This window comes from Microcoleus sp. D3_18a_C4 (assembly GCF_036702415.1).
Lineage (GTDB): Bacteria > Cyanobacteriota > Cyanobacteriia > Cyanobacteriales > Microcoleaceae > Microcoleus.
Genome location: NZ_JAUBTI010000058.1, coordinates 1 through 15,321, shown reverse-complemented (window position 1 = coordinate 15,321; position 15,321 = coordinate 1). Strand labels below are relative to the sequence as shown.

General features: G+C 47.7%; 11 protein-coding genes. 3 read left to right on the top strand and 8 right to left on the bottom strand.

Annotation, left to right across the window (positions count from 1 at the left end; genetic code table 11):
* Nucleotides 1-658: 658 nt before the first annotated feature.
* Entirely contained in the window at nt 659-5,218 is a 4,560-nt protein-coding gene (locus QUB16_RS21790; RefSeq protein ID WP_333319305.1) for a PAS domain S-box protein, read from the bottom strand.
* 941 nt (nt 5,219-6,159) lie between these two features.
* On the opposite strand from QUB16_RS21790, the gene QUB16_RS21785 reads away from it, so the two are divergent.
* Complete coding sequence (locus QUB16_RS21785) at nt 6,160-6,492, top strand: hypothetical protein (protein ID WP_333319303.1); 333 nt, start codon at nt 6,160-6,162, stop codon at nt 6,490-6,492.
* 256 nt (nt 6,493-6,748) lie between these two features.
* Here QUB16_RS21785 and mdh read toward each other — a convergent pair whose 3' ends face one another.
* From mdh to QUB16_RS21760, 5 genes are all read right to left on the bottom strand, one after another.
* Nucleotides 6,749-7,702, bottom strand: a complete 954-nt coding sequence (mdh, locus tag QUB16_RS21780) for a malate dehydrogenase (protein WP_333319301.1) — start codon at nt 7,700-7,702, stop codon at nt 6,749-6,751.
* A gap of 123 nt (nt 7,703-7,825) precedes the next feature.
* A complete protein-coding gene (locus QUB16_RS21775; protein ID WP_015178120.1) occupies nt 7,826-8,041 on the bottom strand; it encodes an NAD(P)H-quinone oxidoreductase subunit O in 216 nt (71 codons plus the stop codon).
* Nucleotides 8,042-8,228: 187 nt separating this feature from the next.
* Nucleotides 8,229-9,122 carry a DNA-formamidopyrimidine glycosylase gene (locus QUB16_RS21770; RefSeq protein ID WP_333319299.1) on the bottom strand — a complete coding sequence of 298 codons (894 nt, stop codon included), beginning with the start codon at nt 9,120-9,122 and terminating at the stop codon, nt 8,229-8,231.
* A 2-nt stretch (nt 9,123-9,124) separates the two neighbouring features.
* Complete coding sequence (locus tag QUB16_RS21765; RefSeq protein WP_333242176.1) at nt 9,125-9,505, bottom strand: photosystem I reaction center subunit IV; 381 nt, start codon at nt 9,503-9,505, stop codon at nt 9,125-9,127.
* A gap of 32 nt (nt 9,506-9,537) precedes the next feature.
* Entirely contained in the window at nt 9,538-9,693 is a 156-nt protein-coding gene (locus QUB16_RS21760; RefSeq protein ID WP_333319297.1) for a hypothetical protein, read from the bottom strand.
* Nucleotides 9,694-9,791: 98 nt separating this feature from the next.
* On the opposite strand from QUB16_RS21760, the gene QUB16_RS21750 reads away from it, so the two are divergent.
* Nucleotides 9,792-10,817 carry a RibD family protein gene (locus QUB16_RS21750; RefSeq protein ID WP_445251148.1) on the top strand — a complete coding sequence of 342 codons (1,026 nt, stop codon included), beginning with the start codon at nt 9,792-9,794 and terminating at the stop codon, nt 10,815-10,817.
* Between the two features lie 256 nt (nt 10,818-11,073).
* Nucleotides 11,074-12,270, top strand: a complete 1,197-nt coding sequence (locus QUB16_RS21745) for a GNAT family N-acetyltransferase (protein WP_333319295.1) — start codon at nt 11,074-11,076, stop codon at nt 12,268-12,270.
* Nucleotides 12,271-12,755: 485 nt separating this feature from the next.
* On the opposite strand, the gene QUB16_RS21740 is transcribed toward QUB16_RS21745, so the two are convergent.
* Nucleotides 12,756-13,322 (bottom strand): hypothetical protein, encoded by a 567-nt coding sequence (locus QUB16_RS21740; RefSeq protein ID WP_333319293.1) that lies wholly within the window; start codon nt 13,320-13,322, stop codon nt 12,756-12,758.
* A 181-nt stretch (nt 13,323-13,503) separates the two neighbouring features.
* A complete protein-coding gene (locus QUB16_RS21735) occupies nt 13,504-15,108 on the bottom strand; it encodes a HAMP domain-containing sensor histidine kinase (RefSeq protein WP_333319333.1) in 1,605 nt (534 codons plus the stop codon).
* Nucleotides 15,109-15,321: the final 213 nt, after the last annotated feature.

The window sequence follows — 15,321 nt, the reverse complement described above, 5'->3', positions numbered from 1 at the left end:
ATCTCAAAAATGATGCACCAGGGAATAAATGGTGCATCAAAATTAGATTTTCGGTGATGATATCAAATCTGTTAGGATCGGAATTATTCATCTGCGTGAATCCGCGTTAATCCCTTGTCATCGGCGGTTAATACATTCTCTTTTTTAAACCGCAGATGAGGGCAGATAAACACAGATTCACGCAGATGAATGAGTTCAATTCCGGTCGTACCGTCCGTGATTGTTGAGTATTGATATCGTTTCCGGTTGCATCGGAATGATTTAACCGCAGAGGGCGCAGAGAACGCAGAGGGAGAGAATACAGAGAGGAATAATTCCGATGCTACCGGATTTGATATGACTGGATTTTATAGCAGAAGGAAGCAGGAAGAAGCAATAAAATCAATCGTTTCAGCCATTAACAACGTCCTAACCGTCTTGGCGGTTGCTATATCAGGACGATGCTACCGGATTTGGTATGGTTGAAAATTACCAAACTGACCACGAATTTCTTGATGGTACAAGCCCCTGGGTTTATCCGTGGAATCAATCCAACATCGAAAATCGAAAATCACTTATTGCCCCCGCATTTATCTCGCGCAAGTCAATCCAAAATCCAAAATCTAAAATCTAAAATCGAATGACGCACAGTAACGCTTTCGCAATTACCAATTCCCCATTAACAATTAGCTTTGAGGGGAATCTCGATCGCCAATTCTGTACCCTGTCCCGGCGAAGAAGTGCATTTCAGCGACCCGTTGTGTCTGTCTGTAACAATTTGATAGCTAATTGACAAGCCCATCCCAGTGCCTTTCCCCACAGGTTTAGTGGTAAAAAACGGGTCAAAAAGCCGAGTGCCGACAGTCTCCGGTATTCCCGGCCCGTTGTCAGCAATCCGAATGATTACTTTGCCCGCTGGCGATATTTCAGTGCGGATGCGGATGTTGCTGGGCTGTTCCCGCATTTCCTCAGCAGAACGGCGCAGATCCCGTTCTTCCAAAGCATCCAAAGCATTGCTCAAGATGTTCATAAATACTTGATTTAACTGTCCGGCATAACATTCTACTAAGGGCAGTTGAGCGTATTCTTTAATTACCTCAATTTCTGGATGATTGTGTTTAGCTTTGAGCCGGTGCTGCAAAATCATCAGGGTGCTATCTATGCCCTCGTGGATGTTGACTGCTTTCATTTCCGCTTCGTCCATGCGGGAAAATGTGCGGAGAGAAGCAACAATTTGTTGAATTCTGTCTGCACCGACTTTCATGGAAGAAAGCAACTTTGGCAAATCTTCCATCAGAAAGTCTAGTTCAATATTGTCTACTTCTTCTTGAATTTCCGGGACGGGATCGGGATAGTGATTTTGGTAAAGTTCGATCAGGTGTAGCAAGTCTTGAGTATAGTCGTTGGCGTGGGTGAGATTGCCGTAAATAAAGTTAACTGGGTTGTTGATTTCGTGGGCTACTCCTGCCACGAGTTGACCGAGACTTGACATTTTTTCATTTTGAATTAACTGTGATTGAGTGCTGGTTAATTTCTGTAATGTTTGTTCTAATTCGAGAGCTTTATTGCGAGTTTGGGCGTAAAGATCGGCTTGGTTGAGGGCGATCGCCAATTGAACTGTAATCGCTTGCAATAATTCTACTTCGCCCTCACTCCAGGGTCGCACAGCAGCGGAGTGGGCGCAGGTAACAACGCTCACTACTCCCGAAAGTGCCTGCATCGGAATTGCCAATATAGATTGGTAGCCCAGAGAGTTAAGAGACCTTCTCCAAACAGGGTCTGCGATTGCTCCGACATCATCGATTTGCAGCGTTTCTAGACGCAACATCTGTTCTCCTATAGTGCCGAAGTCAGAAGCTTTATAGCTACCTGTTAAATCGGGAACTTCCCGAAGGCGAGATTCTTTAATAATTTCCCAGAAAGGTTCGTCTCCGTCGCCGCGATACCAGGTAAAATTGCAGCGATCGATCTGCATGAAAGCGCGAATTTCCTTAACTGCGACTGTAACGATGCTGTCGAAGTCGAGGGAATTGCGGATTTGAGTAGTGAGGTTGTTGAGCAATTTTTCTCGATCGGCCTGTTGTCTGAGTCGGGCTTCCGATCGCTTCAAAGCAATTTCTCCCTGCTTGCGCTCAGTAATGTCTTCGGTAACTGCTAATAAATATTGGGGATTGCCTTCTCGATCGAGAATTGCGGTTTTCTTGGTATGAAATATGCGATTCTCGCCTTCTCTTGTTTGAATCAGTTCTTCGGGAATGTCTAAAATTTGCCCGCTGGCGAGCACTTCCCGGTCTTTGGCGGTGAAAAAGTCGGCTTGTTCTCTGGGGAAAAAGTCGTAGTCGTTTTTGCCCATAACTTCAGCAGCGTGGAAACCCAGTAACTCTTCGGCGGCTGGGTTCCAGAGTACAAATCGCAACTCTTGTGCTTCTTTGCCAAATACTCCTACGGGTATGGTTTTGAGCACTGATTCCATAAACTGTTGAGCGCGTTGCAGTTCTGCTTCTGTCTGTTTGCGATCGCTAATATCTCGGACGTTGGCAATGACGCTGAGATTGCCGTTGAGATGAATTCTGGACAGGGCAATTTCTGCATCAAAAGTTGAACCGTCGTTGGGACGCCTCGCTTTCCATTCCACGCGACCTGTTTCGCCGGCTAATACTCTTTCCCAAAGTTCTTCCATTTTTTCAAGGGAATTGTCGTCTGTTGAATAGTCGTTTTTAAGTGATAATTTTGTTGCTTGCTCACGGGGAACTCCGTACATTTCTAACATCCGATTATTGACATCGAGAATGTTGCCTTCTAAGTCGTGAATGAAGATAGCATCGTAGACATTGTTAAATATGGTTCGCAGGTTTTGCTCGGAAAGTTGCAGCGCTGCTTCTGCAAGTTTTCGATCGCCAATTTCTTGTTCTAATTGGGTTACTGCTAGGGAAAGTTCTGCCGTGCGATCGCTCACTCTGTCTTCTAACTCGGCGGCTGCTTGCCGCAGTGCTGCTTCGGCGGCTTTGCGATCGGTAATGTCGAGCGCCGTGCCGAACATTTTTACCACCTTGCCACTGGCATCGGTTTCGGCTTTGCCCAAGGCGTTGAGATGCCGCAGCGTGCCGTCGGGACGGTAAAGGCGCAAGTCAAAATCGAAGGGGATGCCCGCTTCGAGTCCCCGCTGCACTTGAGTCTGCCACAATTCCAAATCTTCTGGATGGATCAGAGCGATTTGTTGGGCTAGGTTGGGCGCACTTTCGGCAGGTTCGAGCCCGAAGATGCGGAAAAGTTCTTCCGACCAAGTGATGGTTCCGGTGGGTGCGTCGAGTTCCCAATTGCCGACGTGGGCCAGTCTCTGGGCTTCTTTGAGCTGGCGCTGGCTGTCGCGGATGGCGGTTTCGGCAACTTTGCGATCGGTAATGTCGAACAATACGCCGCAAAATACGATTTCGCCGTTCTTGCTGCGGGTGGGCATGGAGTCGCCCTGCCACCAGCGAATCTCACCGTCAGGCTTGACTAACCGTCCTTCGTAGTGCCAGAGGGAAAGATTTTCTACGGCTTCGCAGACGGAGGCGATGTAGGTTTCCAAGTCTTCGGGGTGGACGCGGGAAATGAATGTATTCATGTCTCGCATCATTTCTGCTGCTGTGACGCCGCTGAGCTCTTCGATGCGATCGCTCATGTAGTCAATGCGCCAAACTCCGTCTCGGTTGCAAAACTGGAACAAAGCTCCGGGCATGGTGGCTGCGATCGTCCGAAACTTGGTTTCGCTGGCACTGAGGGCGGCAAAAGTCTGGCGCAGTTCGGCCGTGCGTGCTTCTACTCTGCGCTCTAGTTCTGCGTTGGCGTGTTGCAAGGCTGCTTCTGTGCGCTTGCGATCGGTAATGTCGGTGGCTGTACCAGTGGTGCCGAGGAAGTTTCCGGTTTCGTCGTAGAGGGCAATGGCGTTAAACATCAAATGTTTCATGCTGCCGTCTTTGGCGATTTGAGTGCTTTCGTACTGGAAAATTGATTCTCCCGCAAACAGGCGGGCGAAAGCTTCTAAATCTTTCTGGCTTTGTTCTGGTGTCGCAAAGTCGGAGAACGGCCTACCGATCATTTCTTCGGGTTCGTAACCGTAGATGTACTTAACGGCTGGGTTGACGAAGGTATAGCGTCCTGAAGCATCGACCGACCAAATCATGTCTTGGGAGGTTTCTACCAGGCTGCGGTATTTTGTTTCGCTGGCTTTGACGGCTTCTTCTGCTTGTTTGCGTTCCGTCATGTCGCGGGAGACGCCGACAGTCATGACGATTTGGCCGTCTGCGTTGCGGATCGGTGTTTTGACGGTGCTGAACAGCCGGACTTCTCCGTCGTGCCGCGTCACCGGTTCTTCAGAAATTTGCAGAGTGTGCCCGGTGTCAAATACGAAGCCGTCATCTCTGACGTACTGGAGAGTATTGTCGGGATCGGCGAAAGGTGCGTCTACGATGTCTTGAAGTTCCTCTTGAGTCATGCCGTAATAGTCGCGGAATGCTTGATTTGCCCAAACAATTTTCGATTGGGGGCCTTTGACTAATACCATATCGGCGATCGAATCGAGAATTTGGTGATATTTTTGCTCGCTGTCGCGGAGTTTCTGCTGGGCGGATTCGATTTGTGCTATTTGCCTCTGGGTTTGCAAGTGCAGTTCGGCTTGGTAGATGGCAACTGCTAAATGGTCGCCTACTTGTCTGGCAAATTCGATTTCGTCTTCTTGCCACTGGCGGGGTTGACCGCAGGAGTGAATGCACAGCAATCCCCACAAATGTTTCCCTTGCAGCAGCGGTACGACTAAGTTGGCTCGGATTTGAAACCGCTTAAGGATTTTGAGGTGACAAGGGCTCAAGCGGGCTTTGTAGATGTCCGTGACTGCTTGAACGTATCCTTTGGTGTATTTGGCTGCAAATTGTTCGCCGAAGCAGTAGTCGCGGATTTTGGTTCCCAAAGATGGGCTGTATTGGGGCAGTACGTCTTCGGACACTACTTCGCCCTCGTTCAATTGGGATTCGGGAAAGAAGCGGTAGACGGCGACTCGATCGGCATTTAGGAGTTGCCGAACTTCGGTGGCTGTGATTTTGAATATTGTTTCTAAGTCTAGGGATTCACGAATTTTGCTAATAACTCCCATCAGCGCTTGCAGCTTTTTGAACCAGGTTTGAGACTGCGTTTCTCTTTCTAGGTGAGCTAGTTTCTCGCGCAGGTTGCTGACTTCGTGATACAGGTATTCATGAAACATAATGCTTTTTCTTTAGTTATTTTGCGGTTTGTTATCGAGGTTTATGGCATCTCAATAGGGCTCTGCAAGTTGAGCCTGGTAACTCAAAAAGGCAAAGAACATATTCTCCTCCTTCTGCTAGCACTTAGCAGCTACTCACGCTGCATTTCCGTATTTTTTCGAGATTTGGAGGTCCATCGACCATCTTAGCTCCCGTATATTTACTGAAAAATTGGCAGAATTTGCTACTTCTTTTATTCTCAATAATTGAGAATAATGCTAACAAAACTTACACATAAACCGGGTTTATTAACGTAATTAGGTCAGGTAATCTCGGAAAGTGGGAACAAGAAACCCGGTCCCATTGCGCGATCGGGAGGAGCGTCTCTGACTAATTTTGACATTTTTTTGGCTCCCCTTCGGTTGCAATTGTCACCTTTTTATTATTACCCCAAACTCGCTCAATGGTTTCCTTGTTTTGGCGAGCGCATATCCTGTTGGGTTCGCATCTCTTAAAATTTGTTTAAACTTAGGCGATCGCCTTTTCTAGAGTTTTAAGTAATGCTCGATTTATCTCTCCTAAATTAGATTTTAGACAGCCTTTGGGGTAATCCGAAATTTTAGAGATTTTTCCTTGCAGTCTCGTTATTTCAGGCGCGAGATTAGATTTTTTAAACTGATTAAAATTCACCGAATCAGAGGTTAGTTTTCGGTCAAACAGTTGAGGTAGTTGCAGGCTATGGTTAAATTGGCTCAACTCAAGGGCGATTGCCTACCCTTCACCGAAGGCACGCGCGGAGAGAGATAGCTTCGCACGCCCGGAGACTTTTTGCCCGATTTTTGCCATTTTTGAGAAGTGTAAAACTTTTAGATAATACCAATATTTAGGGTATCACATTTTTGGCGAAAGTAAAGGTATTTCAAGCTCGATCGATAGAAATGGCGATCGCGAAGATTAAAGTTTGGGCGAAGTAATGATAAAATCTGTAGAAACTCGCATTTCCCTTTCTACCTTTAAAGTGCCACCGTGTTGTTCGGCCATAATATCGCGAGTGAGAGATAATCCAAAACCGACTGCTTATGCGGTTGGTTTATTAGTAAAGAAAATATGGCAGATTTTTGCTTTAATTTCTAGAGAAACTCTGATGGTATTGTCGCCCAGATCAATTTCAACTACTTTTGCCAGTGTTTGCGTTTTTAGCAAGTTTTTGAGAGGAAATTTAATATTTATTTATCGGTTGCTGGCTACCCATTTTTCTGCATTTGAAATAGAGCATAACAAGCATGAGCAATGATATTTTTTATAAAAGCGCGGTTGAAACCAGATCAGCCAACTTCCGAAAGAGCGATCGTAAGCTGTTGTGCATTTAAATTGTATATTTCGAGTCCCGATCAAAAATCGTCAAATCCTCTCCCCCTCTCCCCTTCCCCCCCTCTTCCTCTCTAGTACCATAGGCAATCTAGATGCAACACAGCTTACTGTCATACTCAGTATAAATTATTATATGGAAGTGGCGAGCAGGCTGCTGTACTCAACGAATTGCTACCAGCTTAAGAAGCCGTTTTCAATATTGCCCTGGCTTCCTCAATATTTTGGGCAACCAATTTGCCCGACTTGATAAAGGCTGCTCTTTCTGTATCGCTGAGTTCAAGTTCCACTACTTGTTCGACTCCCTGATACCCCAAGCGGCAGGGAACTCCTAAAAAGATATCTTGCACGCCGTATTCGCCGTGCAAATAAACGCAGCAAGGCAACAGTCGCGACTGATTTAATAAAATAGATTCTACCATCAAACAGACAGAAGATGCGGGTGCAAAATAAGCACTACCAGTCTTCATCAATTCTACAATTTCGGCGCCGGCGTGGCGAGTCCGCTGTACGAGTCGATCGATCGCCCCAGCATCCATAAGTTGATTGATGGGAATACCGTTGACAGTAGAATAGCGGGGCAAAGGAACCATTAAATCGCCGTGAGAACCGATGACAGTTGCATTGACTTGAGCATTTGAAACGCCCAATTCCATTGCAATAAAAGTTTGAAAGCGGGCGGAGTCGAGAACTCCCCCCATCCCCATGACTCGGTGTTTGGGCAAATCTGCCGCTTCCCAAGCTAAATAAGTCATGATATCTAGGGGATTTGTGACTGTGATTAAGATTGCTTCGGGAGAATGCTCGATCGCCTGTTTTGTGGCTTCGGTGACAATTCGAGCATTGATTTTAATTAAATCTTCCCTATTGATACCGGGTTTGCGGGGCACTCCGGCGGCAATTACTATGATATTTGAGTTTGCAGTATCTGTATAATCATTTGTACCGACAATTTGGCGATCGTGGTGTTCCACTCCCCTAGCTTCCATCAAATCCAAAGCAACGCCCTGCGGCCAACCCTCCACAATATCTAGCAATACTACATCTGCCAGATTTTTCTCAGCAATTCGTTGGGCTAAGGTGCTGCCGACTTTGCCTGCACCAATAATTGATACGCGGTTTGATGGAGAATTCATTAGATTTTAGATTTTAGATTTTAGATTTTAGATTTTAGATTTTAGCAATCAGCTTAATTGGGGAAAGGCGCGCGTCGCGCACCCTTCGCTACATTAAGAACAGTGAAGTTTAGTTTTGGTGAGTTACTTAAAATCTTCGAGTTGGTCTACCCGCAGCCAAATATTCGGGGTGGGAACTTTGCCAAATTTGACGAAGGCATAGTCGCCGCGAACATCCATCACTTCGCCCTTTGTTTCAAATATATAGGAGGAAAAGCGCTGGTCGCTGGCTTTGGCTTCTAGACTGTTTTCCAATTTTTCGCGTACAGCGCGAACTATACTGCCTTTTTTGATTGCCATAACTTGCTTTGTTTAGTTTAAAAAACTATACAAATTTTAATCGAGATTTGGCTTGAAAGTCACTCGGCGATTGAAATCGCTACTAAACAAACGAAGTCCGCCTACGCGGACTAAGGAATAAAGGGGTGCGATTCGTGGGGTAAATCTAAAATCTAAAATCTAAAGCCTAAAATCCCTTGACTGCTTCCTATGTCTGACACGCGGGGCAAAAATGAGTCGATCGCCCTGCTAATTTTATACGTTCGATGGTTGTGGAGCAAGTGCGGCAGGGTTGGCCGGCGCGATTGTAAACCCAAGCGACGCCGCCGTAGTTGCCGTTGACACCTTGGACGTTGAGAAAATTGCTAAAAGTCGTGCCACCGGATGCGATCGCCTTCTGTAAAACTTGAATAATAGCTGTATGGATGCGCCCAATTTGCTCTGCGGTCAAATCCGCACACAGAGTTGTGGGCATCACTCCCGACAAAAACAAAGTTTCGTCTGCGTAAATATTGCCCAAACCAGCTATGAGTGCCTGGTCTAGCAAAGCTGTTTTTATGGGTCGCGCCCGCCGGTGCAGCTTGCGGGCCAAATATTCGGTTGTAAACTCGTCGGAAAACGGTTCGGGCCCTAAGAGTTTCAGACCGATGACTGTGCCCGAAACCTCGGTTTCTGCCGGCACATACCACATTTGCCCGAAGGTGCGCTGGTCTACAAACCGCAGTTCTTGGTTTCCCTCAAAAAACAGCCGTACTCGCGCGTGTTTTTGCAGGGGTTCGGATCGGTTCACCCACAGCAGTTGTCCTGTCATCCGCAGGTGAACGCCCAACCAGCCGGCTTTTGAAGGAGGGAAGAAGGCGGGCGCGGGGAGGGCGGGCACGGGGGCACCGCCCCTACATTGAGATAGTTCTGCCAGGAGGTATTTGCCGCGTCTGTACCAGCGGGCGATCGACTTTCCTTTGACTTTTGTCAAAAAATCGGTCGCAGAGATTGAGCGGGCGATCGTGCTGTTTAACAACACGTCCCCGCCCAATATTTCTCGATCGAGGGTTGCTTGATTCAAACCCCGGCAAATAGTTTCAACTTCTGGCAGTTCTGGCACAATTAGCGTTGTTCTGTTCCTTGATTTGGCGAACCTTCGACGCTGCCGGTCACTTCGGCACCGGGTTTGCTGTCGGTTGAAGTTTTCGGCTGCTGGGGGGCGCCACCGCTGCCGGTTTTCCGCGTTTTCTCGTCCAGCGTGGTTTGTTTGCCGCCGGAAGCTACTGGAGTCCCTGTTTTCGCTTTTGCTTTGGGTGCTGCCACTTCCACTAATTCGCTTTGGGCGAAGTTGTTGGTGTTGACGCCTGCATAATTTACGCTGTTAAAGCGAACGATAACTGGGTATTTAATGCCGCTTTGGTCTACCGTAGCAACGGTGCCCACTTCTTGATACCAGAAGGATTCTTTGCGGAGAATCCGAACTGTAGAACCGCGTTGAACCATGAGCTTTTTTTCCTTTGCGATGAATAAACGGATCAAGCCATTTTTTTTACTCTAGTCGATCGCGCGACGCATTTGAAGTCTGCAAGGAAATTTTTACCTGTCGCGCCGTTTTTTGTCTGCTGTTTGTAAAGAAAAGTAAATACTTTGCTAGGGCGATCGCTGGGGTTGCAAAATAAATAAACAGACATTATCCGTTAAATAAAACCCGTGGGAGCGAGTTGAAAACAAACTTTACAAATAGTTGTGAATTGCTACAGTTAAATGTTCTGGGAAATTCTGATAAGTCATGACTGAACCTCACGCCACAGTAATACTCGCGATCAGTGCCGACGGTAAAATTGCCGATGCAGTACGATCGCCCGCGAGATTCGGTTCTGCCAACGACAAAGCCCACCTCGAACAGCAAGTAGCAGCAAGTGACGCGGTTTTGTTCGGCAACGGCACTTTACAGGCTTATGGGACGACGATGAGAGTGATTTCGCCGGAATTGGTCAAACAGAGGGAACTGCAAGGAAAGCCACCACAACCGGTGCAAATTGTGTGTTCGCGATCGTCCCAATTTGACCCAAACTTGCGATTTTTCCAGCAACCTGTGCCTCGCTGGCTGCTGACGGGGCAAGACGGTAGGGAAACGCCATTGCCGTCACCTGTTCCGACGAAAGACAGTAAGTTCGATCGCACATCTGGCACCATTGTCAAGAACGGGCAAGATGCCCGTTCCACAAGAGATGAATTTTCTAGTGGAACAGGCATCTTGCCTGTTCATGAAAGGCTTATTGACAATGGTGCCATTCTCAATAACGGGCAAGATGCCCGTTCCACAAGAGATGAATTTTCTAGTGGAACAGGCATCTTGCCTGTTCATGAAAGGCTTATTGAGAATGGTGCCATTGTCAAGAACGGGCAAGATGCCCGTTCCACAAGAGATGAATTTTCTAGTGGAACAGGCATCTTGCCTGTTCATGAAAGGCTTATTGACAATGGTGCAACATCTCAATTCGATCGAATTATCTATGCGAAAACCGCAGGTGGAGAGATTGATTGGATTGATGCGTTTCAACAGCTAGCAAGCTTCGGTATCAAACGCTTGGCGATTCTGGGCGGGGGAAAACTGGTAGCGTCTGTGCTGGCTGCAGGCTTGGTAGACGAACTTTGGCTGACGGTGTGCCCGTTAATTTTGGGCGGGGCGGATGCACCGACACCAGTGGAGGGAAAGGGTTTTTTGGCGGATTTAGCTCCGAAATTGGAGCTTTTGGCGGTTAAACAGGTGGGACAAGAGGTATTTTTGCATTATAGATTCGGGGCGGGCTAGAAGCCCAACCCCTACTCCCCACAACACTTGTGTGGCACAGGCATCTTGCCTGTGGCGGGCTCGCGTGCCCAACCCCTACTCCCCACAACACTTGTGTGGCACAGGCATCTTGCCTGTGGCGGGCTCGCGTGCCCAACCCCTACTCCCCACAACACTTGTGTGGCACAGGCATCTTGCCTGTGGCGACTAATTACACAAGCAGGGGAGATTGTATTAACTTAAATGAAGTTCGATCGCTCTACGCACAAGTCTCCCTATGCTGAAACAGCCAAAACCTCAATATTCTGTAGCCTGGATTAGCAAAATAGGCGAAATCCCGCAAGCGTCGTGGGATGCCCTGGCGATGCCACTAAAAACTCCATTTCTGGAATGGGATTGGCTTAACAATCTCGAAGTATCGGGCAGTGCGACAGGTAAAACCGGTTGGCTACCGCATCACTTGACTGTGTGGCGAGACAAACAGTTGATTGCTTGCGCGCCACTTTATGTCAAAAGCCACAGCTACGGCGAATTTGTGTTCGACAATCAGTGGGCCGATTTAGCTCAACGTTTGGGCATTAAATATTATCCGAAATTGATGGGAATGACGCCGTTTACTCCGGCTGAAGGCTATCGGTTTTTGATTGCTGAGGGGGAAGATGAAGACGAGTTAACCGGAGTAATGGTAAGCGCGATCGACCATTTTTGCGATCGCCACAATATCTCAGGCTGCAATTTCCTTTATGTCGATCCCGAATGGCGCGAAAGAATGGAACGCCACGGTTTCAGCAGTTGGCTGCACCACAGCTATATTTGGCAAAATCAAGGCTATCAAAATTTTGACAATTATTTAGGCGCATTTAATGCCAACCAGCGCCGCAATATCAAACGCGAACGCAAAGCAGTTGACCAAGCTGGTTTGTTGGTAAAAACGCTGACTGGCGATGAAATTCCCCAAGCCATGTTTGGTCAAATGTATGCTTTTTATGAGAATACTTGCGACAAATTTGGTTGGTGGGGAAGCAAGTATCTGACTAAGCGATTTTTTGAACAGTTGCACCACAATTATCGCGATCGAGTTTTATTTGTAGCCGCCTACGACAAGGAAGATGACAGACAGCCGATGGGTATGTCTTTTTGTTTGTATAAGGGCGATCGACTGTACGGGCGTTATTGGGGCAGTTTGCAGGAAATCGACTGCTTGCACTTCGATGCTTGTTACTATACGCCGATCGAATGGGCGATCGATCGGGGCATCCAAAGCTTCGATCCCGGTGCCGGCGGGCGGCACAAAAAACGGCGCGGCTTTCCAGCTACGCCAAATTATAGTTTGCACCGATTTTATAACAACCGTCTGGCCCAAATTCTCAAGTCTTATATCGGTCAAATCAACGAAAGAGAACAGGAAGAAATTGATGCAATCAACGAGGATTTACCTTTTACTAAATTACCTCCGTTGTTACTCGGCGAGTGACGGTTGACTGGGAATTTGGAATTGGAAATTAGTAACAGCCCATCGGTGTCAACCTAATACTAAAACCCTGTGTATATCTCGTTTGTATCGAAGTTTCGAGCCCCCTAAATCCCCCTTAAGAAGGGGGAATTTGAATGCTCTTCCCCCTTTATTAATGGGAGTTAGAGGGGACGTAAGAATACTCTTGTCCCACCCCCTACTCCCCTTATTAAGGGGGGTTAGGGGGGATCGAGACTCAACTATAAACGATATTGATTATGGATTTTAGGATGGCGAATTAAATAATTTACACAAGTTTGTGGGAAGTAGGGGTTGGGCACTCTTAGCCCGCCATTTCTGGACGGGCGGGACGCCCATCCCACAAGAACCATCAAAATTCTAAGTTATTTAATTCTCATTCCTTAGTCTGAAGTTGACACGAATGGTAACAGTCAACCGTCAACCGTCAACCGTCAACAGTCAACCGTCAACAGTCAACCGTTAAACTAATTCAAAACTACCTTGCCATCTTCCTGAATTTGCAGCGATTTTGTATCAGCGTCCAACTCAGTTGTCGCGCCGAAACTGACTTGCAACATTCCCGGCATCGCGGTTGCTTGGGGGCGAACCAGCAGCAATCCGCCGTCTGGGCGCTGGTAAGTGAGGGTGATTGGCACTTGGATGGTTTTCAGCAAAATTTCCGATTGTTCGCCCAGAGTGCGCGGCTGGGTGACGCCTACGATTTGATAATTGATGACGGCATTGGTGGTATTCACCAGTTTAATTACTATCATGCCTTCGGCAGGCGTAACTCGCGCACTGGGCATGGGGAAGCGGGCAGGCGCGTCTGTTGGTGTAGAGGGCATCCCGCTGAGGCCCGGACTCGCAGCCGGAGTTGGTTCGCTGACGGGTTCTTCAGTGGCTGCGGGAGTCTGTGCGGGTTGGGAAACGGGTTTTCCTTGTTGGGGCGGTGGGCCGCCGGCCTGGGAAAGTGTTGCGAGACTAACGAGTAAACCTCCGCAGGTGGCTGCTAGCAAGCTGATTTTTTTAAACGGTAGATTGTGGCGAAACATAAATAACTCCTCACAAGTTCGATCGAGGTTTTCCAACAACGTTTATGTTAATCTATGCGGGAATTGAATTTTAATAGCTGGGTTTGTGCGCGAGGTAGGAAGAATAAGGGTTTGAGGGGTAGATTTTTTTTAAACCGCAGAGGGCGCAGAGGGCGCAGAGTCCGAGGGGAAGAGAGGATTTTTAGAGGTGAGATGCTTCTGATTTGTGGGCGGGGAGGGTGACGGTAACGGCTGTACCTCGATCGACTTGGCTGTCAATGCGGATGTGGCCGCGGTGATTTTCGACAATTGCTTTGGCGATGGCTAATCCTAAACCGGAACCAGCGGCGCTGCGGTGGGTTCGGGCGGGATCTACGCGGTAGAATCGATCGAACAAATGCGACAGGGCTTCTGCGGAAATTCCGATGCCGGTGTCTGTTACTTTGATTTGCAGCGCTGGATTTAACATGGGTGAATTTCTTTTGTTTTTAGCTGCAAGTTGCAATTCTACTTCAATTTCGCCGCCAGAGGGCGTGTACTGCACGGCGTTGCTGACAAGATTTGTAAACAGTCGGGCTAATTGATCCCAGTCGCCCAACAGTGTAAAGTTGTCCTCAGCGTTGGGCAGATCGACAATTTCCAAAGAAAGAGAGAGATTTTGGGTAGTGGCGATCGCCTGTTGTTCTTCAATTACCTCCATCAGCAAAGCATCGAGAGGAACCTCAATCCACTGCTGCTGCACGATACCGCTGTCTTGTCTGGCTAAAAACAGCAAATCGTCAACCAAGCGCCCCAAACGGCGGGTGAGGCGTTCGATAACTTGTAGCTGTTGATGCTGCTGCGGTTCGATATCCGGTTCCGCCAAAGCTACTTGGACGTTAGTTTGGATAGTGGCGATCGGATTTCTGAGTTCGTGAGAAGCATCAGCGGTAAACTGTTTGAGACGCCCGTAAGACTCCCGCACCGGTGCCATCGCCAATCCCGACAGCAGCCAGCCAATAGCCGCCACGCAAATTAGAGTTAAACTCGCGCCCAAAATCAAATCAAGAATTAATTGGCGGATGGGTTTTGTCACTTCAAACCAAGGATGGCTGACTCGCAAATATCCCAGAACTTGGCGGCCGATTTGTACTCGCTGCGTTACTTGTCTGAGGGAATAGTTTTGAGTTGTCCGAATGCTAATTGGTTTGGTAGAAACGCGATTTGTATTTTGTGCAATAGACTTTTCACTACCTAAATTTAGATTTTCCTGCCAACCTGCATTCAAACCGCCATCAAAATCTCTTCTTTCTCCCCTCTGCGCCCTCTGCGCCTCTGCGGTTAAATCCCTCTTCTCTCTATCCATTAAACCCCTGACATCCCGTACATTGCCCGTTGCCCAACTTTCTTCTGCCTGATTTGTGCCCTCTAACTGCAACTTATTATTAATTATCCACACTGTTTCGCCGGTGCGGTTAGCGTGAATCGGAATATTCAGCGGTTCCGATAAAGTAGACCACAGCAATTCGCCCGTAGGACTGAACCATTCTAAATCAATATGGTCGTCTTCTACTGCATCGGTGCTATCTCGAAAACTCGCTTGAATATTAACTTGCAATTTATCTTTATCTGTGGTGCTAGGGAAAGTTAGCGGTTCGATAACGAGAGTTCGCTCTATTACTTCTACAACATGATTGAGGGTGTCATCAATGCGATCGATCAAAGTAGTGCGGACGTAGAAATAGAAACCAGTGGCGAATACAAGTAACAATACGGCTGTAACGGCAGTGTACCAAATAGCGAGGCGGCGGCGGGTAGCTTGGAACATATTGCGAAGGAAGTTCGGCAACGGATTGTGTAATGGATTAAACTGATTTAACTCATATGTTGCACCATTCTCAATTAGCCTTTTCTGAACAGGCAAGATGCCTGTTCCACAAGACCATCTATTCGGGAGCATCTCAGTTTTGCATTTACAGTGCGAGCGTCCCCCCTCGCGTATTGTACAATAAGCGAGCGGGGACGCTCGCACTACAATAAA